The sequence below is a fragment of the Chryseobacterium sp. NG-CE01 genome, from assembly GCF_055695505.1.
This window is the reverse complement of sequence record NZ_CM146369.1, coordinates 3,048,177-3,071,996: the sequence shown is the minus strand read 5'-3', so window position 1 is coordinate 3,071,996 and position 23,820 is coordinate 3,048,177. Positions and strand designations below refer to the sequence as shown.

General features: G+C 37.4%; 24 protein-coding genes and 1 tRNA gene. 9 read left to right on the top strand and 16 right to left on the bottom strand.

The window, feature by feature from the left end; all coding sequences use genetic code 11:
- The 3 genes from ACYT6F_RS14300 (at nt 1) to ACYT6F_RS14290 (ending at nt 1,727) form a co-directional block, all read left to right on the top strand.
- Nucleotides 1-471, top strand: coding sequence for an SRPBCC domain-containing protein (locus ACYT6F_RS14300; protein WP_472598319.1), 471 nt, complete (start codon nt 1-3; stop codon nt 469-471).
- A gap of 72 nt (nt 472-543) precedes the next feature.
- Nucleotides 544-1,101, top strand: coding sequence for a DUF4256 domain-containing protein (locus ACYT6F_RS14295; RefSeq protein ID WP_472598318.1), 558 nt, complete (start codon nt 544-546; stop codon nt 1,099-1,101).
- 122 nt (nt 1,102-1,223) lie between these two features.
- Nucleotides 1,224-1,727, top strand: coding sequence for a hypothetical protein (locus ACYT6F_RS14290; RefSeq protein ID WP_472598317.1), 504 nt, complete (start codon nt 1,224-1,226; stop codon nt 1,725-1,727).
- 96 nt (nt 1,728-1,823) lie between these two features.
- Here ACYT6F_RS14290 and ACYT6F_RS14285 read toward each other — a convergent pair whose 3' ends face one another.
- Complete coding sequence (locus ACYT6F_RS14285) at nt 1,824-2,855, bottom strand: threonine aldolase family protein (RefSeq protein WP_472598316.1); 1,032 nt, start codon at nt 2,853-2,855, stop codon at nt 1,824-1,826.
- An 85-nt stretch (nt 2,856-2,940) separates the two neighbouring features.
- Between ACYT6F_RS14285 and ACYT6F_RS14280 the strand changes: the two genes are divergently transcribed.
- Both ACYT6F_RS14280 and ACYT6F_RS14275 read left to right on the top strand, forming a co-directional pair.
- Nucleotides 2,941-3,594 carry a metal-dependent transcriptional regulator gene (locus tag ACYT6F_RS14280; protein ID WP_472598315.1) on the top strand — a complete coding sequence of 218 codons (654 nt, stop codon included), beginning with the start codon at nt 2,941-2,943 and terminating at the stop codon, nt 3,592-3,594.
- Between the two features lie 292 nt (nt 3,595-3,886).
- Nucleotides 3,887-3,958, top strand: a tRNA-Arg gene (locus tag ACYT6F_RS14275).
- 185 nt (nt 3,959-4,143) lie between these two features.
- On the opposite strand, the gene ACYT6F_RS14270 is transcribed toward ACYT6F_RS14275, so the two are convergent.
- From ACYT6F_RS14270 to ACYT6F_RS14260, 3 genes are all read right to left on the bottom strand, one after another.
- Complete coding sequence (locus tag ACYT6F_RS14270; protein ID WP_472598314.1) at nt 4,144-4,647, bottom strand: endonuclease V; 504 nt, start codon at nt 4,645-4,647, stop codon at nt 4,144-4,146.
- Between the two features lie 36 nt (nt 4,648-4,683).
- On the bottom strand, nt 4,684-5,049 hold the full coding sequence (locus ACYT6F_RS14265) for a VOC family protein (protein WP_472598313.1): 366 nt from the start codon (nt 5,047-5,049) through the stop codon (nt 4,684-4,686).
- Between the two features lie 93 nt (nt 5,050-5,142).
- On the bottom strand, nt 5,143-6,189 hold the full coding sequence (locus ACYT6F_RS14260) for a M28 family metallopeptidase (protein ID WP_472598312.1): 1,047 nt from the start codon (nt 6,187-6,189) through the stop codon (nt 5,143-5,145).
- Between the two features lie 90 nt (nt 6,190-6,279).
- Between ACYT6F_RS14260 and ACYT6F_RS14255 the strand changes: the two genes are divergently transcribed.
- A complete protein-coding gene (locus ACYT6F_RS14255; protein WP_472598311.1) occupies nt 6,280-7,419 on the top strand; it encodes an aminotransferase class I/II-fold pyridoxal phosphate-dependent enzyme in 1,140 nt (379 codons plus the stop codon).
- A 77-nt stretch (nt 7,420-7,496) separates the two neighbouring features.
- On the opposite strand, the gene ACYT6F_RS14250 is transcribed toward ACYT6F_RS14255, so the two are convergent.
- A complete protein-coding gene (locus tag ACYT6F_RS14250; RefSeq protein WP_472598310.1) occupies nt 7,497-10,223 on the bottom strand; it encodes a sodium-translocating pyrophosphatase in 2,727 nt (908 codons plus the stop codon).
- Nucleotides 10,224-10,351: 128 nt separating this feature from the next.
- On the opposite strand from ACYT6F_RS14250, the gene ACYT6F_RS14245 reads away from it, so the two are divergent.
- Nucleotides 10,352-12,073, top strand: a complete 1,722-nt coding sequence (locus ACYT6F_RS14245) for an amidohydrolase (protein ID WP_472598309.1) — start codon at nt 10,352-10,354, stop codon at nt 12,071-12,073.
- Nucleotides 12,074-12,145: 72 nt separating this feature from the next.
- Here ACYT6F_RS14245 and ACYT6F_RS14240 read toward each other — a convergent pair whose 3' ends face one another.
- The 10 genes from ACYT6F_RS14240 to pdhA all read right to left on the bottom strand — a co-directional run bounded on the left by ACYT6F_RS14240 (nt 12,146) and on the right by pdhA (nt 20,987).
- Complete coding sequence (locus tag ACYT6F_RS14240; RefSeq protein ID WP_169230629.1) at nt 12,146-12,757, bottom strand: inorganic pyrophosphatase; 612 nt, start codon at nt 12,755-12,757, stop codon at nt 12,146-12,148.
- Nucleotides 12,758-12,782: 25 nt separating this feature from the next.
- Nucleotides 12,783-13,295 (bottom strand): DUF7935 family protein, encoded by a 513-nt coding sequence (locus ACYT6F_RS14235; protein ID WP_472601124.1) that lies wholly within the window; start codon nt 13,293-13,295, stop codon nt 12,783-12,785.
- 195 nt (nt 13,296-13,490) lie between these two features.
- The gene (locus tag ACYT6F_RS14230; RefSeq protein ID WP_472598308.1) at nt 13,491-14,357 is read right to left on the bottom strand and encodes a hypothetical protein; all 867 of its coding nucleotides are present in this window, start codon (nt 14,355-14,357) and stop codon (nt 13,491-13,493) included.
- Entirely contained in the window at nt 14,354-15,031 is a 678-nt protein-coding gene (gene radC, locus ACYT6F_RS14225; protein WP_472598307.1) for a RadC family protein, read from the bottom strand. Before radC ends, ACYT6F_RS14230 begins: the two co-directional genes overlap by 4 nt.
- Nucleotides 15,032-15,045: 14 nt before the next feature.
- Entirely contained in the window at nt 15,046-15,810 is a 765-nt protein-coding gene (locus ACYT6F_RS14220; RefSeq protein WP_472598306.1) for a DUF6263 family protein, read from the bottom strand.
- Between the two features lie 13 nt (nt 15,811-15,823).
- Entirely contained in the window at nt 15,824-16,405 is a 582-nt protein-coding gene (locus ACYT6F_RS14215; protein WP_472598305.1) for a murein L,D-transpeptidase catalytic domain-containing protein, read from the bottom strand.
- Between the two features lie 12 nt (nt 16,406-16,417).
- Nucleotides 16,418-17,086 carry an ABC transporter ATP-binding protein gene (locus tag ACYT6F_RS14210; protein ID WP_472598304.1) on the bottom strand — a complete coding sequence of 223 codons (669 nt, stop codon included), beginning with the start codon at nt 17,084-17,086 and terminating at the stop codon, nt 16,418-16,420.
- Between the two features lie 59 nt (nt 17,087-17,145).
- Nucleotides 17,146-18,138 (bottom strand): bile acid:sodium symporter, encoded by a 993-nt coding sequence (locus tag ACYT6F_RS14205; RefSeq protein WP_472598303.1) that lies wholly within the window; start codon nt 18,136-18,138, stop codon nt 17,146-17,148.
- Between the two features lie 121 nt (nt 18,139-18,259).
- Nucleotides 18,260-19,876, bottom strand: coding sequence for a 2-oxo acid dehydrogenase subunit E2 (locus ACYT6F_RS14200; RefSeq protein WP_472598302.1), 1,617 nt, complete (start codon nt 19,874-19,876; stop codon nt 18,260-18,262).
- Between the two features lie 109 nt (nt 19,877-19,985).
- On the bottom strand, nt 19,986-20,987 hold the full coding sequence (gene pdhA, locus ACYT6F_RS14195) for a pyruvate dehydrogenase (acetyl-transferring) E1 component subunit alpha (protein ID WP_472598301.1): 1,002 nt from the start codon (nt 20,985-20,987) through the stop codon (nt 19,986-19,988).
- Nucleotides 20,988-21,270: 283 nt separating this feature from the next.
- Here pdhA and ACYT6F_RS14190 point away from each other — a divergent pair, with 283 nt between their 5' ends.
- Nucleotides 21,271-21,717: a phosphatase PAP2 family protein gene (locus ACYT6F_RS14190; RefSeq protein ID WP_472598300.1), complete on the top strand. Its 447-nt coding sequence runs from the start codon at nt 21,271-21,273 to the stop codon at nt 21,715-21,717.
- A gap of 9 nt (nt 21,718-21,726) precedes the next feature.
- A complete protein-coding gene (locus ACYT6F_RS14185; RefSeq protein ID WP_472598299.1) occupies nt 21,727-22,194 on the top strand; it encodes a BlaI/MecI/CopY family transcriptional regulator in 468 nt (155 codons plus the stop codon).
- Between the two features lie 68 nt (nt 22,195-22,262).
- Here ACYT6F_RS14185 and ACYT6F_RS14180 read toward each other — a convergent pair whose 3' ends face one another.
- Entirely contained in the window at nt 22,263-23,816 is a 1,554-nt protein-coding gene (locus tag ACYT6F_RS14180) for a choice-of-anchor J domain-containing protein (RefSeq protein ID WP_472598298.1), read from the bottom strand.
- Nucleotides 23,817-23,820: the final 4 nt, after the last annotated feature.

The following is a 23,820-nucleotide window of genomic DNA, read 5'->3' as shown; positions in this document are numbered from 1 at the left end:
ATGGAACTCAAAACAAAAATCACCGCTGAAGACAGCAGACAGGAAATTTTTATTACCAGGGAATTTGATATTCCTTTAGAACTTCTATTCAAAGCCTATACAGACGCTGAAATCGTTGCTCAGTGGATGGGAACAAATGTGTTAAAACTGGAAAACAAGCAGCATGGCGGTTATCAGTTTGAAACCAGAAACAATAACGGAGATATTGTCTTTAAAGCACATGGAACAATTCACGATATTATGCCGGAACAGATAATTGTCAGAACTTTTCAAATGGAAAATACTCCATTTCCGGCACAGATTGAATTTTTAACATTTGAAAAAATTTCAGATGATAAAAGTAAAATCACCATTCAGACGATTTATAAATCGGTAGAAACCAGAGATCAGATCCTTAAGCTGCCATTTGCCCAGGGGATTAATATGGCTCACAACAGGTTACAGGAAATTGTATTATCTTCCGTAAATTAATAGTAAAAATAAGATTATTATATAAATCACTTAAAAGAGATAAATTTTAAATAATTCTTTATTAAAAACAAAATGGCTATAAAAACTATATCTGAAGAACAAATAGAATCACTACTGGAAACATTACGTACACGATTCACAAAAAATATGAACCTGCATAAGGATCTGGAATGGAATCCTATAGAAGAAAAACTGCGTAAAAATCCCAAAAAACTTTGGTCTTTGTTTGAAATGGAAACCACAGAAGGCGAACCCGATGTTGTAGGACGCGATGAATCCACTGGTAAATATTTATTTTTCGACTGTTCCCCGGAAAGCCCGAAACGCAGAAGCCTATGCTATGATTATCAGGCCTGGAATGCAAGAAAAGCCAATAAACCGGAAGGAAATGCTATTGATAAGGCCGCTGAAATGGGCATAGAAATATTGACTGAAGAGCAATACCGCAAGCTTCAGGAACTTGGAAAATTCGACCTAAAAACTTCAAGCTGGATCAAAACTCCCGAAAAAATCAGGCAAATGGGCGGAGCTGTTTTTTGTGACAGAAGATACGACACGGTTTTCCTGTATCATAACGGTGCCGATTCTTATTACGCTGCACGAGGATTCAGAGGCTGTCTTAAAGTTTAATTTTTATTCTCTTATAATTTGGTGGACTGCAAATTGATTTGTTTACTTCAAATTAATTTTGAAATAAAATAGTATTGCTATTTTAGCACAATAGAAATTATTTAATTCAAATAAAAAGGGATATGAAAAAATTAATCTTATTAGGTTCACTGTCGGTTTTTTTATTAAACTGCAGTAAAAAAGCAGAAGCTCCTGCTGCCGACACAACCCAGCCCGATACTGCGGTTATCGCAGCAAAAACAGTCGATACGCTAAACGCCAAATCTTTCTGCTATATGGGCATTACCGGGAAAGACACCGTTTTTGTAAGCATTGATGATAATCTGGGAACGATAACCGGAAAAATGGCAACAAAAAACAGCGAAAAAGACAGCAATAAGGGTGAATTATCAGGATTTAAATCCGGTGATACGCTGAAACTTACCTATGAATTTGCCTCAGAGGGTAAAACAGGAAATAAAAATGACATCTATTTCCTCCAGACCAAAAACGGCCTGAGCGAAGGCATTGGGGAAAGAGATCCTGAAACAGGTACGAAATACGCTAATGAAAACAAGATTAAATACGCAGGCGGCAGAACCCTGAAAGCTGCTGATTGTAATCTTGTAGCAAAAGCTTTAGAATAAAAACCTCCAGCAAGGGAGTCCTGAAAGCACGACTTACCCAAGGATAGGATAAAATCCTATCACAAAATAAAAAAACAGCCTTCCACAGGCTGTTTTTTATAATTCATTGTTAATAATTTCAATAAATTCCTCAACCGGTTGATCCGCTGTGTTCCAGGAAGTAATGAGACGTATTGCTGAAAAATCATCATCCATTTTTTTCCATACATAAAACTCAAATTTTTCTGAAAGTTTTTCAATAAGACTGTTGCTTAAAACAGGAAAAATCTGATTGGTATACGTGTCCGAAAGAAACTGCACTCCCCTTTCCTTCAGCGCATTTTTAATTTTCATTGCCTGTCTGTTGGCGTGTCTGGCAAGATCAAAATACAGGTCATCTTTCATCAGTTCCATAAACTGAATTCCCAAAAGTCTTCCTTTTGCGAGCAGCGCACCTTTTTGTTTGATATTAAAAGCAAAATCCTGCTGCAGTTCTTTATTGTTGATAACAATAGCCTCTCCTATTAACGCCCCGTTTTTGGTACTTCCCAGGTAAAAAACATCAGTAAGTTGCGCGACTTTTTCTAGAGTAAGATCAGTAGTTTCGGCAGTAAGCCCGTGCCCCATTCTTGCTCCGTCCATAAAAATATAAAGATTATTTTCTTTACAAAAGGTTGAAAGCTTTTCCAGCTCATCAAGCATATAAACGGTTCCCAGCTCTGTAGAATTTGAAAGATAAACCAATTTTGGCATTACCTGATGCGGGACGTTTTTATGGCTTTCCAGTACCGGAATAATGTCTTCCGGTGTCAGTTTTCCGTCTTCCTTTTCTATCCCCAGGATTTTATGCCCAGTTGCTTCAATGGCGCCGGTTTCATTGTTTAAAATATGTCCTGTGGACGCTGAAACAACACACTGATAAGGTTTTAATATCGAAGAAATCACAATGAGGTTAGCCTGCGTTCCACCCGAAACAAAATAAATATCAGAATGCGGGTTGTTAATTTTTTGTTGTATCAGCTTTTTAGCCTGAACAGAATATTGGTCTTCTCCATAGCCTGCCTGCTGATCTTCATTATAAGTTAATAAAGCCTGTAATATATTGGGATGACAGCCTTCTGAATAGTCGTTTTTAAATGAAAATTTCATGATGTAAAATTAAAAAAACTAATAGCAACGAATATATTTTATTAATAATATTTTGTTAGATTTGTAATTAAAATCATCTAACATTTTGAAAGCGACTCTTACGGAAGAAAATTACCTGAAAGCTTTATTTCACCTTGTCGATAGTGAAAGTAAAGTGACAATTAACGAACTCAGCAAGTTTTTGTCCGTAAAAATGCCGAGTGTAAACAATATGATGAAGAAGTTTGCAGACAAAAACTGGGTCATCTATGAAACGTACAAGCCGCTCATCGTAACAGAAAAAGGAAGACGCGAAGCCGCTCTGGTCGTTAGAAAACACCGGCTGACCGAAATGTTTCTGGTGAAAAAAATGAACTTCGGGTGGGAAAATGTGCACGAAATTGCCGAACAGCTGGAGCACGTGCATTCTACCCTATTTTTTGACAAGATGGATGAAATTCTTGATCACCCGAAATTTGATCCTCATGGTGAGCCTATCCCAGATAAAGACGGAAATATCATAGCTCAGGATCTGCAGAAGCTAAGTTCATGTGATCCAGGAGAAACCGTAATTTTTGCTTCTGTAACACTTTCAGATGATTCCTTTCTCAATTACCTTACCGAAAGAAATTTACTGCTCAATAAGAAAATAAAAATCTTAAAAATCGAAAGCTTTGATAAATCTGTTACTGTAGAAGTCGACGGAAAACAGGAAATTTTAAGCAGGAAAGCTACCGATAAAATATTGGTTAAAAAATAGCTCCTACTTATCCACATTTTTTTGTGGATAACTTGTGAATTTTAACATTAAATTATTGTTTATAATGATTTTTATTTCTACATTTACTATGTAATACTACTGAAGTGGAAACATATTTTGCTTTTTTCAGTTCTGAAATCGCAATTAAATTTATAAAAATTTAAGCACAGCATTGTCGGCTGTGCTTTTTATTGTTGTCTAATTAAAAAAATGAGATGTTTTATCTACTGAATCCGTTCCTAAAGAGCGGATTCTTTTATTAAATAAAAATATTTTAATACATTTGGACTACGGTCTCATAGTTCAACGGATAGAATAGAAGTTTCCTAAACTTTAGATCCAAGTTCGATTCTTGGTGAGACCACAATTTTTATAGTGTTGCTAAAAAAACCGGCGTGTTGAGCCGGTTTAAAACAAAAATTGATATGGATATGATTAAGAAATAATCTATTATCTCTTAAAACTAACATTACAAATTTATATTTATTTAGAACAAGTAAAAATAATAACGTAATGATATTTGTCACTTTCTAATTATCAGTGCAAATATTATTCTATTCGCGTAAGCTGATCCAGCTTTTTAAGGAGAGTCGGAATTCTGAAATTTCCGTGCATCTGTTCTACTTTTACTTTAACCTCATCCACATCCACTCCTATCGCTGTAACGAATAACGGAGTTTTACTTTCTCCTCTAAATACCGTCCTTCTCTGATCGTCCGACGAAATGAATTCGTTCTTTGCAATACCTATCACCGGAATTTTTCCTTCCAGCGCTTCAAATAAATGTCCTCCCAATCCTATTTTCCCTTTGTTATCTAAGGTAACGTATCCGTCAACAATAATCATATCTCCCTCATTCAGATTAATTTTATTTAAAAGGCTTAAAATACACGGAAGCTCTCTTTTATAAAAAGCTCCGCTTTCATAACCGGCGCTAACTGTTGTTTTTTCGGTAAAAATTTCTGTTTCTGTTGCAGAATTCCATGCCTCAAAAGCAATACACACCGTTTTTGCAAAGTTTTCAAAATAATAGGTATCGAATGCGTAAATCATTATAAAGGCAATAGAATAAACTAATTTATGGTGAGTTTATTGATTAAAAAATTCTCCGAAATGCCACAAAACACCGGATGGATCATGCACGAAACATTCTTTCCCCCATGGCATTGTTTTAACAGGTAATATTTTGACGCCATATTTTTCCGTGAGATTTAATGTCTGAAGATAGTTCCAGAACTCATCTGTATTTTCTACTTCGATGAAAAGCATGGTATTGTCGATCCAGTCTTTTACATAGGCATCCTGAAGATAAAAGGAAATCTCTTTCCACCTGAATAAAGAAAGTTTCGGCTCTAAACTTACTTCTTCAAAGCCAAGATCTTTATAAAAACTTCTGCTGATTTCAAAATTCTCAGATCCTACGAAAGGACGGATAGATTTCAGATTCTGATTCATAATATATTATTATTATTATTTGAAAATTGATAATAAGATAAATAATAAAGGCAAATTGCATTAAGCTACCTGCCTTTATATTAGTATTAATATTTATTTTTTATCAACGATGATCCGCTCGGGCCTGTTGGCAATTTCCCATGCGGTTGCAAAAACGAGCTGCGTTCTTTTGGCGAGCAGATCGTAATCGATTTTTTCAACGTCATCGGTTGGTTTATGATAATCTTCATGAATACCGTCGAAGAAAAAAGCAACGGGAACATTATTTTTAGCAAAATTATAATGATCAGACCGGTAATACAATCTCTGAGGATCACCCGGATCATCATATTTGTAATTCAGCTCCAGGTTATTGGTCTTTTTATTTGCTTCTTCGTTAATTACTTTCAATTGGGAGCTCAGCATTTCGGATCCGATTACATAAACATACTGTTTTCCGCGGTTCTCCGGATCATCACGGCCAATCATATCAATATTAAGGTCAACAACCGTATTAGCAAGCGGAAATACCGGGTTGTCCGTATAATATTCCGAGCCGAAAAGGCCGTGTTCCTCTCCTGTTACATGAAGAAATAAGATCGATCTTTTAGGGCCGTTTCCTGCTTTTTTTGCAGCCTGGAAAGCCTTGGCAATTTCCATTACGCCTACGGTTCCGCTTCCGTCATCATCCGCACCATTGTAAACTACGCCATTTCTTGTACCGACATGGTCATAATGTGCGGAAACAACAATAATCTCATCAGGTTTTTCAGATCCTTCAATAAATGCCAGAATATTTTCAGAGTCAGGAAGGTTTGATCCTCCCCGTGCTTTCATGAATTGAGCAGGAACTTTCTGATAGTAGGAACCAAGTGCTTTAGGAAATGAAATCCCAAGGTTTTTATAGTAATTAACCATATATTCTCCTGCTTTTTTCTGTCCCGGACTTCCTGTGTCACGCCCTTCCATTTCATCGGAAGCAATAACGTATAGGTTTTTCTTCAGGTCAGCCGCTTTAATTTCATTATAAGCAGCAAGAAAAGCTTTGTCACCTTTCGTTACTGAGGACTTTTGAGAAGAAGAAACATCAGAAACAGTTTTCGCAGTTCCACAGCTTACCAATACAACTGCTGAAAATATAGGAACTAATAGTTTTCTCATTTTTTAATTTAATTTCCCTAAAAATAACAAAATTTATTTACATTCCTATGCATGCGTAAATTTCTTATATTTGATATAAATGCAAAGTATATGGAGAAAGTTTACGGATTTACACATTACTCCTTTTTTTCTGAAATGTCTGAGCTGGCGGTTAAGAATAACAGCTTCGATCTTTCACTGGGTCTTGCCGATTTTGATATAGATCCAAGCCTGAAGGCTTTTCTGAAAGAAGCAGCCGATTATTCCACGCATCATTATGAACCGCTTGCGGGAAGCCCTTTGCTGATTGAAAGTATCATACGCTATAATTCAAAAAGAAACAACAGTATTTTCCTTAATGAGAAGGAAGTTACCATTACCCCCTGTGCAACTTTCACATTATATACCGCTCTTAAATGCATTGTAAATCATGGTGATGAAGTGATTGTAATTCAACCTTCCTATTATACTTACGGTCCTTCAATTGTTCTGAATCATGGAACTCCCGTTTACTATGATCTGGACAGTGATTTTAAAGTCAACTGGGAAAAATTAGGCAGTTGTATTTCGGATAGAACCAAGGCAATCATTGTTAATTCCCCACAAAACCCTACCGGAAAAGTATGGTCTCAACATGAGTGGAACCATCTGTATGAATTGATAAAAGACCGGGAAATTTATCTTATTTCCGAGGAAATTTATGATACGTACTGCTACGACGGAGCCGAGCATTACAGCGCGTGTCTTCATCCTGAACTCCGGAAAAGATGTTTCTGCATTTTTTCTTTCGGCAAAATGTTTCATTCTACAGGATGGAAAGTGAGTTATCTTTTATCGTCGGAAGATCTTACGGCAAAATTCAGATGTCACCAGCAATATATCTCTTACAGTGCCAATGCACCCTGTCAGTATGCAATAGCCAAATATCTTGATATTTTTGATCCTTATAAAAACCAGATGCTGATGCAGGAAAAACGTGATTTATTTAATGAACTTATTAAAAAAACGCCTTTTGTGGTTGAACATATCACCGAAGGTGCCGTTTTCCAGGTCGTTAATTTCAGGAATATCTCTAAGACCATGACTGATGTAGAGTTTTCCAAATGGCTTACTGTTGATAAAGGAGTGGCCTGTCTTCCGCTCTCCGCCTTTTATAATTCAAAAAATAATTCAGATTATGTGCGCTTCAGCTTTGCTAAAAATGATGAGCTTATCATTAATGCTTTAGAGCATCTTCGAAAAAATCTTTAAGTTATTATCTTGGTGAAATTACCATTGGTAAAGCATAAAAAAGCACCGCTTTGCAGTGCTTGTTTATAAATATATTTTTAGAGGCTTAAAACTCTTACATCTATTCTTCTGTTCTTCGCCATACATTCATCAGTATCATTAGCTTCACAAACAGGATATTGGGTTCCGTATCCTTCAGCTTCTACCCTGTCACCGGTAATTCCCAGTTCCAGAAGTTTCAGTTTTGCCGTCTGTGCTCTCAGATTTGAAAGTTTCAGGTTGCTTGCTTCGTTTCCTGAATTATCTGTGTAACCACCCAATTTTACTCTCATTGTTGGATACGCATTCAGTATTTCCACGAGATTTAAAAGCTGCGCGTCAGCACCTGTTCTCAATTCGCTTGATCCTGTTTCAAAATAAAGATTTTCTATGGTGAACCATCTGTTAGGATCCAAAAGAGCCTGGTCTTTACTTTTCACGAGATTATACATGGTGTATAACTGACTGTTTTCTCCGATGGAAATTTTTTTACCATCATTTAACTGAACTTCTTTCAATGCTCCTGTATCGTATACAAAATCACCGTTTTCATTCAGATATCCTTTTACTTCTGCAGGAGCCACAACCATAGCTGTATTTCCTGAAGCAGCATTAATACTTTTCGTTCCCGTTAAGCTTTCAATCTTAGCCTTTCTGTTAGCATCGATTTTATCTTTATGCAAAACAGCCAATGTAGGAGCAATAACCAATGAAACGATAGACATCAGCTTAATTAAAATATTCATAGACGGCCCGGAAGTGTCTTTAAATGGGTCTCCCACGGTATCACCTGTTACAGACGCTTTATGCGGATCGGAACCTTTGTAATAAGTCTGCCCGTTGATATTCACTCCTTTTTCAAAAGATTTTTTGGCGTTATCCCAGGCTCCTCCGGCGTTGTTCTGGAACATGCCCATTAAAACACCGCAAACCGTTGCACCAGCCAAAAATCCTCCCAATACTTCAGGCCCGAAAATAAAACCGATAAGCAAAGGTGAAACGATGGCAATTGCTCCGGGGAGCATCATTTTTTTAATAGAAGCATCGGTAGAAATGGCTACACATTTTTCGTATTCTGGTTGGGCCTTCCCTTCAAGGATTCCCGGAATCTCCCGGAACTGTCTTCTCACTTCTTCCACCATCGCCATAGCTGCCTGTCCTACTGCTGTAATGGCAAGGGATGAAAAGATAAACGGAATCATTCCGCCAACAAAAAGGCCGGCAAGAACATCGGCTCTGTAGATGTCAATTCCGTCGATGCCTGCAATTCCCACAAAAGCAGCAAATAGTGCCAGAGCTGTTAGAGCTGCTGAAGCGATTGCAAATCCTTTCCCTGTGGCAGCCGTTGTATTTCCTACCGCATCCAGAATATCTGTTTTTTCACGGACTTCTTTCGGTAATTCGCTCATTTCGGCAATTCCTCCGGCATTATCGGCAATCGGTCCGAAAGCATCAATGGCAAGCTGCATCGCTGTAGTAGCCATCATTCCTGCTGCTGCAATAGCAACTCCGTATAATCCGGCACAAAGATAGGAACCGTAAATACCGCCAGCTAAAACAATAATCGGTAATAAAGTAGATTCCATACCGACAGAAAGTCCTCCGATGATATTCGTAGCATGCCCCGTGGAAGACTGTCTCACAATACTGGAAACCGGTCTTTTGCCCATTGCTGTATAATATTCCGTAATGATGCTCATTAATGTTCCTACGACCAATCCTACCATGATAGCTCCGAACACACCCATTTTAGTGAATTCGTGGCCTCGAAGAACCATTTTATCAGGTAAAATATAATTAACTAAGAAATAGGAAGAAATGGCTGTAATAACAATACTTCCCCAGTTTCCTAAATTCAGTGCATTCTGAACGTTTGATGTAGATGAATCATCGTTATCATTTATTCTCACAAATAAAGTTCCTATGATAGAGAAAATAATTCCCGTTCCGGCAATAAGCATCGGAAGAAGAATCGGTGCGAATCCTCCGAACGAATCTTCGGAAATCGTTTCTCTTCCCAATACCATGGTTGCTAAAACCGTCGCTACATAAGAACCGAAAAGGTCGGCCCCCATTCCGGCTACGTCTCCTACATTATCTCCTACGTTATCGGCAATAGTTGCGGGGTTTCTGGGATCATCTTCCGGAATTCCGGCTTCCACCTTTCCAACAAGGTCAGCACCAACATCTGCTGCTTTAGTATAAATACCGCCACCTACTCTTGCAAATAAGGCAATAGATTCAGCACCCAGCGAAAAACCGGTAAGGATCTCTATCGTCCTTTCCATCTCGTGTGAATCTACATGCGCATCCGGAGCAAAAATCTGTTTGATTATCAAAAACAACGTTCCCAGACCAAGAACAGCCAGACCGGCAACTCCCATTCCCATAACCGAACCTCCGGTGAAAGAAACTTTTAATGCTTTTGAAAGTGAAGTTCTTGCCGCTTCCGCAGTTCTTACATTGGCTTTTGTAGCGATCTTCATCCCGATAAAGCCTGCAAGTGCGGAAAATACGGCTCCCACAACGAAGGCCAGGCCTATACTCCAGTGAGAATCGGCATTACTGGAACCCATTATCGCCAAAAGAATGGCAACAATCACTACAAAATAGGTTAAAATCTTGTATTCAGCCTTGAGAAAAGCCATTGCACCGTCAGCAATATGTCCGCTGATTATTTTCATTTTTTCGTTTCCCGCATTCTGCCTGCTTACCCAGTTACTTTGAATAAAAGTATACAGTAAGGCAACGACACCGAAAACAGGAATTAAATAGAACAGATCCATAGTTTATTATTTTAATATTAAAAATTTGTAATTAGCTTTATAAATATAACAAAATTTTCCAATGATCTGTAAACTAATCGAAAAGATAATTTCGTAATTTTAAACATCACCAAAAATGAATTAATATCATGAAAGACTTATTCTATAAAATGCTTCTCCTGCTATTTTTTTATAACTGCCAGAGCATCCATCAAAAACAAAAAGCAGATACCCTGTATTATGGCGGGACAGTTCTGACTATGGAGAATGATTTTCCGCAGGCGGAAGCAGTAACCGTCAAAAACGGAAAGATTCAATTTGTAGGATCAAATTCTGATGCTAAACGATATACAGACCGAAATACAAAGAAAGTCGATTTACAGGGCAAAACGCTACTGCCGGGCTTTATAGATGCTCATGGTCATCTTACATCCAGAGCAGGAATGATGCAGGCCATTGATCTTTCGCCAACACCTTATGGTACCGTAAATTCTATTAAAGATTTACAAAATGTAATAAAAGCTTTCATCAAAAACTATAAGATATCTGAAGAACAGCCCATTATAGGTAACGGATATGATGACGCTATAATGACCGAACACAGGCATCCTACTAAAGAAGAACTGGATGCGGTAAGTAAGACCAATCCTATTATTGTTATTCATGCTTCGGGGCATGCCAGTGTTGCCAACAGTGCAATGCTTAAATTTTTGGGTATTACAGAAGCTTCACAAGATCCTGAAGGTGGTCATTACGGAAGAGATAAAAATACAGGAAAGCTTAATGGAAAATTAGAAGAAAATGCCAGCTTTGGATCTTTGCTTGCTTTAACTCAAAAAATAGGTAACACAGCTAATGCCAAGACTCTTGCTCTTGATAACCTTATGAAAGCACAGGAAGAATGGCTCAGTTACGGACAAACCACAATTTGTGACGGAAGGACGATGGGAGAAAATGTAAGCCTTCTTGAGGAAGCGGCATCGAAAGGATTGTTTAAAGTAGATGTAGTCTATTTTCCTGACTATGAATATTCTAAATCCAGTTTCAATTCTTTTCAACCGAAGTATATGCAGTACAAAAACCGCCTGAAGCTTGGTGGTTTTAAATTTTCGGATGACGGATCTCCGCAGGGAAAAACAGCATGGCTTACTCAACCATATCTTGTACCTCCTGAAGGACAAAATACAGATTATAAAGGATTTCCGATATTCTCCGATGACGTGCTGTATACCGATCTTAAACACTTATTTCAGAATAATATTACCGCACAGCTTCATGTAAACGGAGATGCAGCCATTGATCAGGCTTTAAGGGTGATTCAAAAATTAAAGGATGAAAAAATATATCATTCTGATTTACGGGTTACCTTGGTTCATGTACAGAACAGCCGCCCTGATCATATCATAAAGATAAAAGATCTTGGCCTGGTTCCTTCTTATTTTTCTACTCATGCCTACTTGTGGGGAGACTGGCATTATTCAAGTGTCTTCGGTCCGAAAAGAGCATCCTTTATAAGCCCGGCCAATTCGGCTTTAAAGGCAGGAATCTTGTTTACCATTCATCACGATGCACCGGTAACACCTCCCGACCTCATTACTGCAGTTTATGCTGCCGTAAACAGAAAAACACGTTCGGGGATGATTCTTGGTCCTGATGAAAGAATTTCACCTATAGAAGCTTTAAAAGCAATAACCATTAATGCAGCTTACCAATTGCATGAGGAAGAAAGAAAAGGTTCAATAAAAACCGGAAAATTAGCAGATCTTGTCATATTAGATCAGAACCCACTGACTGTTGAGCATGACAAAATCCGTGATATCAAAGTGTTGGAAACCATTAAAGAAGGAATCACGGTCTATCAGAAAAAATAATTGCAAAACATTTTTTACATTAAAAAAGCAGATTGTCACCAATCTGCTTTTTATATAGTCAATAAGAGTATTCTATCCTCCGTATTTGTTTGCGTAATCTTCCTGGGAAGCTTTGATCACTTTTTTAGCATGCTCCGCTCCGTATACTTCCTGGATTCTGCATTTTGCAGGCTCATCCGGTAGGTTTTTGTAGGTTAAGAAATAGTGCATTAATCGTTTCACTTCTGCTTCAGGCAATTCTGAAATGTCTCTGAAATGTCCGAAAGCGTGGTCACCGATCATTACAGCAACGATTTTATCATCAGCCTCTCCTCCGTCGATCATTTTGAAACCACCGATTGGAATAGCTTCCATCAAAAGACCTCCAGCATGAATATTGTGTGAACTTAAAACACAGATATCAAGCGGATCATGGTCTCCCATGGTAACATCAGTTGCTCCTCTTTCAACAGCTAAATTCATTACAGCAGCATCACAGTATGTTCTTGGAACAAAACCATATAATGCCGGAATGATGTTGGAAAATTTCTGCGGCCTGTCTACTTTCAAAAATCCTGTTTCTTTATCTACTTCATATTTGATGGTGTCAGAAGGAACGATCTCCACGAAAACATTTACAACATTTGGCGCATCTTCTCCTGCAGAAATACCGTGCCATGGATGTGCTTTAAAATTTGGAATCATTATTTAATTTAATTTATTTTTTTAGTTAACTTATTATTAAAATTTCTCTTCTCAGGTCTTCTATTGTTGCAGAAATATAATCTTCACCGTTTATAAAATTCATGATAAAAACAGTCTTGAACTCATCGAGCGTAGCATTTCCGCTGATTTCACTATAGGTTTTGTGAAGAAGTTCGATGATGGCATTTTTAGAATCAACAATATTCTTCCAGGAATTTTTGGTAATGTAAAGCTGTTGGGAAGCATTATAATCAAATTCTTCATTAATGTTTTTCTCTGTAAGAAAGATGAATTCATGAACAGCAAGGTCTTTATCAAAACGCTGAATAAGATTGGATGGCTTTATTCTCTCCATAAAGAGCGTCATTCTTTCATACGACTGTGCCTTGTTTCCGCTGTTCGACTTTACGGTGAGAAGTTTGATTTCCTGCTCTTTAAGCCTGATGTATGTAAATACGAATTGTCTCAGCAACACCAGAAAAGGTATTGCAATAATCAATGCAAATGCATAAGGTAAATATCCTGAAAAACTAGCCATAATTGAGGTAGCAAAATTAGTGATATTTTCTGAATTTATCATTGAAAATGATATAAGTATTCCCGATTCTTTTCTGCCTGATTTTCTGCAGAACAAATCGGGAATATTTATTCCAATTGCCGTTAGTATTTTAATTTCATCTATCTGATTGCCATAAATAGTATTTAATGAAAATTAAATATAATCTGAATATCTTTAAGAAAGTTTCTTTAGAATTTTACTTTGCAGATAAGGATATTCCTGAAGCTCACCGCCGAAGCTTTTGAAAAAAACTTCTATTCCCCGAATATTGCTCCCCATAAAATTAAATTCTTTCTCATGAATGTAATGATTCAGGATCTTATCAATTAAAAATGAAGGCCCGTTTTCTGTTTTATAGGTTTCATCGTTTATTAATCCTAACAAAGAGAGCTTGCTGTTTTCATCTACCAAAACAGCGACATTGATCAGTTTTTCTTCCAGATAAGCAGCACAAAGTTTTAGTGAATTGTTCTGATGAAGAAACTTTAGATAGTCTTTAAACTTCTTAATATCGGTTTCTTTTCTAAGGCCTTTAAAATGTTTTTCAATAAAAGAAATGTGCTCCGGATTTAGCTCAATTTCTTTATAAATGAGATGCTGCGCGCATTTTGCCGTTGATTTTCTGCCTTTGAAATATTTTTTCCTTCTTAACATCACATAATCAGAAACAGGAATCGTATAGTTCTTTTTTTTATCTAATTGCTCTGAAAATGAATTGTGATGATTAAAAGAATATAAGAAGACTTTATAATTTTTTTTAAGGAACTGTAAAAACTTATTATTAATCTCAACATCATTCTTTTCTGAAAAGACACCCAACTGCTGGCAGAAAAGCGGCATAATGACAAAATTGATCCCAAACTTCTTTTTCAACGGAACCGGTAAAACTGCTTTATAATCTTCATACACGATAATCTCCCAGTTTCCCGAGAGCTCATCCAAAACTTCTTTTTTTGCATACCAGTTTTGTTGTGCAGAATTTTCCAGGCATTTTGAATATTTTTGGAAATCAATTTCATGATATTTAAGTCTTTTCATCATAATAATCCGTCGTCTGAAAAGCTAAAATAAGAATTCTGAGTAATGATAAGATGGTCCAGAAGCTGGATATTGAGTGTTTCGCCGGCAATTTTTATTTTTTTGGTGATCTCAATATCTTCGCGGCTCGGCTGCAGACTTCCCGAAGGATGGTTATGGGCAATGATAATTCCCGTTGAAAAGTGATCCAGAGCTGTTTTAAATAAAACCCTGACGTCTACAATAGACTGATTGATCCCGCCTTGTGTCAATTGTGTGAAATGAATTACTTTATTGCTTCTGTTCAGAAAAATTGCCCAGAATTCTTCTGTCCTTAAATCCGACAAATGATTTCTGAAAATTTCGTAAGCCGTTTTGCTGCTCGAAATGACAGGTTTTTCCGGAATTTCCTGCCCGGCTCTTCTTCTGCCGATTTCCAGCGCAGTGGCAATGGAAATGGCTTTTACTTCTCCCACACCTTTAAATTTCATTAAATCCTTGACTGATAGCAGACTGAGCTGATTCCAGTTGTTATTCACGGAAGCCAGAATCCTTCTTGCCAGCTCTACTGCTGTTTCGTCCCTGTTTCCGCTGCCCATGATGATGGCCAGCAGTTCGGAATCGGAAAGTGAGCTTCTGCCTTTCAGCAAAAATTTTTCCCGGGGTCTGTCGTCTTCAGCTAAAAATTTAATGGACATGATAAAATGATTAATTAAAAACCCTGAATTTTCGGAGTAATGGTAAACGTTGCGGTACCGCCGCCCATCTGAACCGGCATATTTCTCTCTGCAGAAATTAAAGCTTTTGTTTTGCTGTCGAAAACATATTTTCCCTTAATATCGGTATCTTTCATCACTCCTTCCACACCTTTCATTGTTGAATTAATGGCAAATTCAACCTTGTTATCTTTCGTACCTTTGTACGTAAAACTGCTTGTAACGGGCATAATAGATTTCGTGAAAGGATTGGAAGTATCAACTTTCCAGGTAAAGCCTTCTTCCACGGTTTCTCTCGGAAAGGCAAACGGAATAATATTGTATTGGCTTAAAGCACTTTCATCCGGACTTTCTTTGGTAAATTTCTGCTTTTCAAGAATATTACCGAATTTATCTATTTTAAAGGTAAACGGATTATTGATCATTGGTTTAAATTCCTCCCACATTCCGTCATCATTATTAGAAGCTTCACGCGAATCAAAATGAATTTCTTCTCCAAACATTTTCTGGTTAAAAGTCATTCTCATGATTTCTCCGGTAATATAATAATTGGAACTTTTGTCTACAGAATCTACCCTGAATTTAATTTCTGTAGCATCATTCATCCCTCCGTTATTATTGCCTTCCGTAGATGATGTATAGATTAAGGTCTGCTCAAAACCTTTCGGAAGGTTGAGTGACAGATTTTCTTTTTGAAGTTCTTTTTTTTGGCAAGATATCACCATTAATAGTGATGCAGCAAGAATAGAAATGTTTTTCATGAATTATTTAGTTTTAATAAAATGTATATAAAATTATTGTTTTTTCTGACCGATCGATAAATTTTGAAGTTTCATTAAATGCATTTTTTGAAAGCATGGGACATCCGAAACTCAAGCAGGCAGGAGCTGCAGATTCTTTATCCGGAATACAGTAGTAAGAATGCAGTACAATAGCTCTTGTTCTTGCATTGCTGTTGGTTTTATCCAAACCGTTCAGACGGTAAGCCTTCCCGAATTTCCCGGTGTAGCTCTCGCGAATCTCATATTTCCCTAAAGAAGATTGATGAGAGCCGTCAACATTACTGAATTGCAGCGAAGAAGAATTTTTTACGACAGATCCGTCACCGTGCGCAACAATGGCTTTCTGCAAAATTTTATCATTCTTCAGATCGTACACAAAATAGCGGTATTTGCCTGAAGGGATTTTAAAATTGATAAAAACAGCAAGATCCTGATTGTAATTTTTTCCTTTGATGAAATTTTTAATTTCTGAAATTCTTGATGCCGGCAAATACGCATATTTATCTGAATTCTGGGATTCAAATTTTGAGCAAGACATTAAGAATAACAGCAAAAAAATAAAGGTTTTCATCATTTGCGGAACTTTTTATTCGATAATCATTCCGTCTTTCATTATTAATTTCCGGTCGGTAATCTCTGCCAGATTCGGGTTATGTGTAACAATTACAAAGGTCTGATTATATTTATCCCTAAGATCAAAGAATAATCGGTGAAGATCATCCGCATTTTTAGAATCGAGATTTCCCGTAGGCTCATCGGCAAAAATAATCTTCGGAGAATTGATTAAAGCTCTCGCAACAGCAACTCTCTGGGCTTCTCCTCCCGAAAGCTGGTTGGGTTTGTGATGAAGTCTCTGTTCTATTTTAAGATCTTCAAATAAAGCATATGCCTTTTCCATAGCTTCCTTTTCGTTGGCTCCGGCAATTTTTGTAGGCAAAAGCACATTTTCCAGGGCTGTAAACTCCGGAAGAAGCTGGTGAAACTGAAATACAAAACCAATATTCTGGTTTCTGAATTTAGAAAGCTGTTTATCATTCATATTGATGAAAGACTCCCCGGCAATGGTGATCTCCGTATCATACTTCGAAGATGTCGTAGGCTGATCCAGCGTTCCCAGAATCTGTAAAAGCGTAGACTTTCCAGCTCCTGATTCGCCCACAATTGAAACAACCTCGCCTGTTTTGATATGAATATCAACCCCTTTTAATACTTCTAAATTTCCATAAGATTTATGGATATTTCTTGCTTTAATCATAGTTCAAAAATAGTGATTTGATTTGAATCTGAACAGCAATAAAGAGGAATTTTATTATGTTATATTTCCTGAAGCCGGGATCTCTTTTCAATTCTGCTGGCCAGCCAGCTTAAAAACAACTGGAAACTGTGGTAAATCATTACAGGCAGCAGAAACAATACTTTCTGGTCTTCAGCAATTCCGAGAACCATCACAAAAAGACTTCCGTGCACCAAAGATTTCTTTGATCCGCAGAAGGTTGCCGTTATAATATCTTCTCTTTTAAAATGCAGTTTTTTAGAAATCAGTTTCAGGATTTCGTATACTGAAAAAAATAAAATAACCACACTTGCGGCGATGATGATAAAAACTGTTGGCGCTACCGATGCAAAAACATTCTGGGTAAAAGCTTCAGAGAAACTTTCATAAACAATAAGCAGAATAATCATCTTATCAAATTCTGCAATGTTCTTACTGTATCTGGTTACCCAATTTTTAAGTAATGGATTTAAAAGCAGACCCAGAATGATCGGCAATAAAACTTTAAGTAATAATTGCTGAATGATCTCCGAGTTATTGACATTCTCCTGCTCAGGCTGAATGAAAAAGCTCATTAGCAAAGGCGTCATTACAATTCCTATAATTCCTGAAATTGACGCATTAAATATAGCGGAAGTAACATTTCCTTTAGCAATGGAAACCATAACAACCGACGATGATACGGTGGACGGAAGACACGCAAGAAAAAATATGGAAAGCCAGGTAGTATAATATGCAGTATCTTTTGCAAATCCATAGAACAGAAATACCAGCAAAGGAAAAAGAATAAAAGTTCCGGACTGAACCAAAAGGTGAAGTTTCCAATTGGATATATCTTTAACAATTTCTTTAATATTAAGCTTTAATCCGTATAATAAAAAAATAGCCGCTATTCCCCAGTCAATGAATCCTGATAAATTGAAATACTGATTATAATCATCTCTGAAAGGAATTAGCTTTCCTGCTGCGACCATTATGATCAGTAATAAAAGAAAAATATTTTGTTTGTCTAATGTTATTTTGCCCAACTTCATAAGCTAAATATAGCAATCATCATTCTAAAATTTACGAATAGTCATTAAAATTAGCTTAAAAATAAAAAAGCCTACCAAAAAATACTGGTAAGCTTTCTATTTATTTAAAAATTTTCCTGAATTACAGTAACAAAGTCAAAGGATTTTCTAAATACGTTTTCAACGTCTGTAAAAACTGAGCTCCTGTAGCACCGTCTACCACTCTGTGGTCACAAGCCAATGAAAGCTTCATGATGTTTCCTACTACAATCTGTCCGTTTTTCACAACTGGTTTCTCGATAATAGCTCCTACGGAAAGGATAGCTGAATTCGGCTGGTTGATGATGCTTGTGAATGTTTCGATTCCGAACATTCCAAGGTTTGAAATAGAGAATGTAGAACCTTCCATTTCATTTGCTTTAAGACCTTTGTTTTTCGCTCTTGCAGCCATATCTTTCACAGCAGCAGAAATCTGGGTATAGTTCATCTGATCTGTATTCTTAAGAACAGGAACTACCAGTCCGTCCGGAATGGCAACCGCTACCCCCACATTGATGTTTCCTCTGTGAATGATCTTGTCACCTGCCCAGCTTGAATTTACCTGAGGATGCTTTCTCAATGCAACCGCAGTCGCTTTGATGATCATATCATTGAAAGATATTTTGGTATCCGGTAAAGAATTAATTTCTTTTCTTGCTTCGATTGCCTTGTCCATGTTGATCTCCACCATCAGATAATAGTGAGGAGCTGTGAACTTGCTTTCAGAAAGACGTTTCGCGATAACGTTTCTTACCTGTGAATTCGGAGTTTCCGTATCTTCACCCTGTACAAAGCTTAATGCTACCTGAGCTGCAGCTGGACTTGCAGCCGGAGCTGAAGCACTTGGCTTAGAAGCAGAAGGCTGGTAATTTTCAATATCTTTTTTAACGATTCTTCCGTTTTCTCCTGAACCCTGAATGCTGTTGATATCTACTCCCTTTTCCTGAGCCATTTTCTTTGCCAGCGGAGAAATGGCTACTCTGTCTGTAGATGAATTATTGGCTGCCGGAGCAGATTTTTCTTCTTCTTTTGTTTCCGTTTTTTGTTCAGCAGGCTTTTCTGATGATGAAGAAGCTGCCTTAGGAGCACCAACCCCTGAAACATCTGTTCCTTCTGGTCCGATGATCGCTAAAACCGAATCAACAGGCGCAGCACCTCCTTCTTCAACACCTTGCTTTAACAATACTCCATTGAATTCTGATTCAAAATCCTGAACGGCTTTATCAGTTTCAATCTCAGCAAGAAGATCTCCTTCTTTTACGGTATCGCCAACGTTTTTATGCCACTTGGCCACTTTCCCTTCCGTCATGGTGTCGGAAAGTCTTGGCATTGTAATCACTTCCACTCCTGCAGGAACCTCAGCATCCGCCTGTTCTATGCTGGTTGCGTTATTTTCTGTTTTATGGTCTTCGTCCACTTTCTTCTCTTCAGAATCATTGGACTTAGGAGCTTCACCACCGGTTAATCCTGAGATATCCTCTCCTTCGTTACCGATAATTGCCAGCACAGAATCTACAGCAGCTGCTCCGCCTTCTTCCACTCCTACGTATAAAAGAGTTCCTTCTACTTCAGATTCAAAATCCTGAACGGCTTTATCAGTTTCAATTTCTGCTAAAATATCTCCTTCCTTTACTTTATCTCCTACTTTTTTATGCCATTTAGCCACTTTACCTTCCGTCATTGTATCGGAAAGACGTGGCATTGTAATTACTTCTGCCATAATTTATTTTAATTTGAAAATTTGGTAATTTGTTAATTTGAAAATTAAAAAAGATATGATAATAAATCATTTTCAAATTTTCAAACTTTCAAAATTGACTTATTATCTTTTAGTTTTCTAATTTATCTAAGAACGGATAATCTTCCTGAGCATACACATACTCATAGATTTTTTCCGCATCCGGATATGGTGAGTTCTCCATGAATTCGATACACTCTTCCACGAAATCTCTTGATTTGTTATCCATTGCTTCCAGTTCTTCCTCGGTAGCCCAGCTGTTCGCAAGAATTCTTTGTTTGATTAATTCAATAGGATCATCATTTTTATGGATCGCAACCTCTTCTTTAGATCTGTATGGTTCTGCATCAGACATAGAGTGTCCTCTGAAACGGTATGTTCTTGCTTCAATGAAAGTAGGCCCGTCTCCTCTTCTTGCTCTTTCAATTGCTTCATAGGCAGCTTCAGCTACTTTTTCAGGATCCATTGCATCTACTGCAAGACAAGGCATTTCGTATCCCAGACCTAATTTATAGATATCTTCGTGGTTAGCAGTTCTTTTTACGGAAGTTCCCATTGCATACTGGTTATTTTCAACCACAAAAACTACAGGAAGTTTCCAGTTCATCGCCATGTTAAACGTTTCATGTAATGAACCCTGTCTAGCCGCTCCGTCTCCGAAGAAGCAGATATTTACCGCTTTTCTGTCAAAATACTGATCTGCAAAAGCAATACCGGCACCCAAAGGAATCTGACCCCCCACGATACCGTGACCTCCGTAAAACCTGTGTTCTTTGCTGAAGATGTGCATAGATCCACCCATACCTCCTGATGTTCCTGTGGCTTTACCACAAAGTTCGGCCATAATTCTTTTAGGATCTACTCCCATCGCCATCGGATGGATGTGGCATCTGTAAGCAGTGATCATACTGTCTTTGGTTAAATCCATTGCATGTGTAAATCCGGCAGGGATCGCTTCCTGGCCATTATACAAATGTAAAAAACCTCTGATTTTTTGCTTTAGATAAAGAGAACGGCATTTGTCTTCAAACCTTCTCCACATTGTCATATCTTCATACCACTTCAGGTATACCTCTTTAGAAAATTCTTTCATGTGTTGAGCTCTTGCTTATTTATTATGAAATAGTTGAGCAAAATTATAAAAAAAACTTTGTTTTTATTGTATACCTGCCCATTGTTTTTTTGGTTATAATATTATATTTACATGGTCAAACTTAATTATGGAAGAAAAACAGCCTTCATTTATTCATAAAATTTCAAGAATTATATCCGATTTTTTTAATCCTTTGGTTTCTTTGATTATTTTTTTCATTTTTATGAGTATTAAAAATTACTCTTTTAAGGATTCACTTTTATATTTTCTTCCCATCTTATTAATGATAATACTTCCCGTAATAATCTGGCTGGTGTGGAATGTAAAAACAGGACGATATACCAATATGGATGTTTCCAACAGAACCCAGCGCAAAAGCTTATATTTTTTTATTGCAGCTTGTGTGATTGCTTATATTGCTTTTAATTACTTCAAAAACGGATATATTGATTTTGTCATGCTTTTTATCCTGATACTGCTTTTTGCCATGCAGATCAGTAATTATTATATTAAAAGTTCCATGCATACAGCTTTCAATATCTTCGTTGCAGCTTTATTTTTTGTTATTGATACAGTCACCGGACTGGTCTGGCTGGGTATTGCAGCTTTGGTAGGAATCACAAGGGTTATCTTAAAAAGACACACACCGCGGGAAGTGTTCATGGGAGCCGGAATTGCTATTGTGGTATCTTTTATATATCTTTATTGCAACATTCAGTTTCAACATTAAGAATTTCATATGAAAATAAATCATCTTACATCCGCTGAGGAAAACTTAATGAGATTATTGTGGAAACTCGGATCTTTTTATCTGAAAGACATCATGGAACAGCATCCGGAACCCAAACCACATCAGAATACAGTTTCTACCTATTTAAAAATACTGACTGAAAAAGGATATCTCTCAACGGAAAAAGAAGGAAGAATATTCAGATATCAGACTATTGTACCGGTAGAGGACTACAAAAAATTTCTGCTTGCCCAGCTTTCCGATAATTTCTTCAACGGTTCCGGAAAAGAAATATTAGGCTTTATGATTCGTGAACAGTTAATTTTAACAGAAGATCTCAAAGATTTTAATATTGAGATAGATCCTGTACAAAAAAAAGAACCGGAGTTTGAATACGTCAATGAAATTCTCAATCCTAAAAAAGAAAAAAAGAAAAATAAGGACAAAAAGAAGAAGAAAAAGAAAGAAAAGGAATAAACTTTTCATCATAAAAAAGGCTGCCTCACTTAGAGACAGCCTTAATAATTTAATTTGTTTTATATAGATTAGTCTTTAACGATTTTAAATGACTGGTCTTTTCCATCAGATTTCACTCTTAACAGATACACTCCTTTTGTAAGATCAGAAACATTTACCTGTCTCGCATCTTTATCAATTGTTTTGATAAGCTGGCCGGTAAGGGAGAAGATTTCTATACTGTTGAACTTTTTATCAGAATTGATATTCAATACGTCTTTTACCGGATTAGGGTAAATTTTAACATCTGCAGTATTTTTTATTACATCATTTACAGCCAGTGAAGACGCATCAACAACAGATACATTATCTACATCAATACCTCTTGCCCAGTTTGAAGTTCCTTCAAAAGCAATCATATAGTTTGCAGACTTATTCGGAAGCGGTATGCTGACATCAAGCCACGCTGCATTTTCCGTTGTATAAGAACTTCCGATCTGCGTCCATGCATCCGAAGGATTTGCTTTATAGTAAATTCTCAGTTCATCCACATCGCCAAACCAGTTTACATTTGCAAGACTGAATCTTAATTGAGGCGTGGCAAGTGCAGAAATATTCAAAGGAGGTAATAATAATTTAGCTTTATTCCCTGTTGTTGTCGTTCTGAATTCTGCCATTCTTGGAGCAGATTTAGGTGTTATTGAGCTGTTGCCGTTTGCCGTTACGTAACTCCAGGTAGCAGTTCCGCCTCCTGTGACGGCTTCATTTGCCCAACATGAAGGGATTGTTGCTGTGTCGAAGTTTTGGGTATAAGGAAATGATGAAACCGGAGCACAGGTGGTGGTAAAAGATTTTACAGCCGTCCATGCACTGAAGCCATTTGTACCGCAATTTGACCTTACATAAAACTGGTAACCGGTAGCAGCTGTAAGATTAGGAATAGTAGCAGATGCAGTAGATGCAGTAATTACAGTACCTGTTCCCTGAGTAAATCCTGTCGGTCCATACTCTATCTGATACGTTGCTCCTGCAGTAGGGGAAGCCGTCCAGCTTACATTGGCAGAATTAGACAGTACGGTATTAACAGTAACACCTGAAGGCGAAACGCATGAAGGAATAGCTCCCACGGAAATGTCGTCCAGATCAAAAAAAAACATATCGGTAGTAGCAGAATGAAAACCTACATAGATAGTCTGCCCTACATAAGCTGAAAGATTGTAGGTATATCTATAAAAATTGGCACCGCTTGCAGGCGCCACCGATGCAGCCAATGTAGTAGTAAAGGCGGCAGCTGTAGGTGTAGTGGTAGAAATTTTCACACTGATAGTTTCAGGATACTGGGGATCCCTGCTTCTGGCATAAAAGGAAAGGAAATCGCTCACACCGGCAGTAACGGTAATGGCCGGAGTCACCAAATAATCATCATGGGCTGAGGAACTATAACCGATAGAAACAGTATTGGCGCCACTGTAGGCCGTAATATTTCCTCCGGTATAATCTACAATAGACCATGTATTAGTATCTCCGCCGTTTAAGACGGTCCAACCTGTCGGAATCGTTGTTCCTGCATCAAAATTCTGGGTAAATTGCGCGTTGGCAATAAGAGGCATTGCAAGCAACGCCAAAAGTAATTTTTTTCTCATAATT

Bases quoted from the DNA above. Each gene is read 5' to 3' on its own strand.
- ACYT6F_RS14300 (WP_472598319.1), top strand. From the start codon at position 1: ATGGAACTCAAAACAAAAATCACCGCTGAAGACAGCAGACAGGAAATT.
- ACYT6F_RS14295 (WP_472598318.1), top strand. From the start codon at position 544: ATGGCTATAAAAACTATATCTGAAGAACAAATAGAATCACTACTGGAA.
- ACYT6F_RS14290 (WP_472598317.1), top strand. From the start codon at position 1,224: ATGAAAAAATTAATCTTATTAGGTTCACTGTCGGTTTTTTTATTAAAC.
- ACYT6F_RS14285 (WP_472598316.1), bottom strand. From the start codon at position 2,855: ATGAAATTTTCATTTAAAAACGACTATTCAGAAGGCTGTCATCCCAAT.
- ACYT6F_RS14270 (WP_472598314.1), bottom strand. From the start codon at position 4,647: ATGATTTACGCATTCGATACCTATTATTTTGAAAACTTTGCAAAAACG.
- ACYT6F_RS14265 (WP_472598313.1), bottom strand. From the start codon at position 5,049: ATGAATCAGAATCTGAAATCTATCCGTCCTTTCGTAGGATCTGAGAAT.
- ACYT6F_RS14260 (WP_472598312.1), bottom strand. From the start codon at position 6,189: ATGAGAAAACTATTAGTTCCTATATTTTCAGCAGTTGTATTGGTAAGC.
- ACYT6F_RS14255 (WP_472598311.1), top strand. From the start codon at position 6,280: ATGGAGAAAGTTTACGGATTTACACATTACTCCTTTTTTTCTGAAATG.
- ACYT6F_RS14250 (WP_472598310.1), bottom strand. From the start codon at position 10,223: ATGGATCTGTTCTATTTAATTCCTGTTTTCGGTGTCGTTGCCTTACTG.
- ACYT6F_RS14245 (WP_472598309.1), top strand. From the start codon at position 10,352: ATGAAAGACTTATTCTATAAAATGCTTCTCCTGCTATTTTTTTATAAC.
- ACYT6F_RS14240 (WP_169230629.1), bottom strand. From the start codon at position 12,757: ATGATTCCAAATTTTAAAGCACATCCATGGCACGGTATTTCTGCAGGA.
- ACYT6F_RS14235 (WP_472601124.1), bottom strand. From the start codon at position 13,295: ATGGCTAGTTTTTCAGGATATTTACCTTATGCATTTGCATTGATTATT.
- ACYT6F_RS14230 (WP_472598308.1), bottom strand. From the start codon at position 14,357: ATGATGAAAAGACTTAAATATCATGAAATTGATTTCCAAAAATATTCA.
- radC (WP_472598307.1), bottom strand. From the start codon at position 15,031: ATGTCCATTAAATTTTTAGCTGAAGACGACAGACCCCGGGAAAAATTT.
- ACYT6F_RS14220 (WP_472598306.1), bottom strand. From the start codon at position 15,810: ATGAAAAACATTTCTATTCTTGCTGCATCACTATTAATGGTGATATCT.
- ACYT6F_RS14215 (WP_472598305.1), bottom strand. From the start codon at position 16,405: ATGATGAAAACCTTTATTTTTTTGCTGTTATTCTTAATGTCTTGCTCA.
- ACYT6F_RS14210 (WP_472598304.1), bottom strand. From the start codon at position 17,086: ATGATTAAAGCAAGAAATATCCATAAATCTTATGGAAATTTAGAAGTA.
- ACYT6F_RS14205 (WP_472598303.1), bottom strand. From the start codon at position 18,138: ATGAAGTTGGGCAAAATAACATTAGACAAACAAAATATTTTTCTTTTA.
- ACYT6F_RS14200 (WP_472598302.1), bottom strand. From the start codon at position 19,876: ATGGCAGAAGTAATTACAATGCCACGTCTTTCCGATACAATGACGGAA.
- pdhA (WP_472598301.1), bottom strand. From the start codon at position 20,987: ATGAAAGAATTTTCTAAAGAGGTATACCTGAAGTGGTATGAAGATATG.
- ACYT6F_RS14190 (WP_472598300.1), top strand. From the start codon at position 21,271: ATGATAATACTTCCCGTAATAATCTGGCTGGTGTGGAATGTAAAAACA.
- ACYT6F_RS14185 (WP_472598299.1), top strand. From the start codon at position 21,727: ATGAAAATAAATCATCTTACATCCGCTGAGGAAAACTTAATGAGATTA.
- ACYT6F_RS14180 (WP_472598298.1), bottom strand. From the start codon at position 23,816: ATGAGAAAAAAATTACTTTTGGCGTTGCTTGCAATGCCTCTTATTGCC.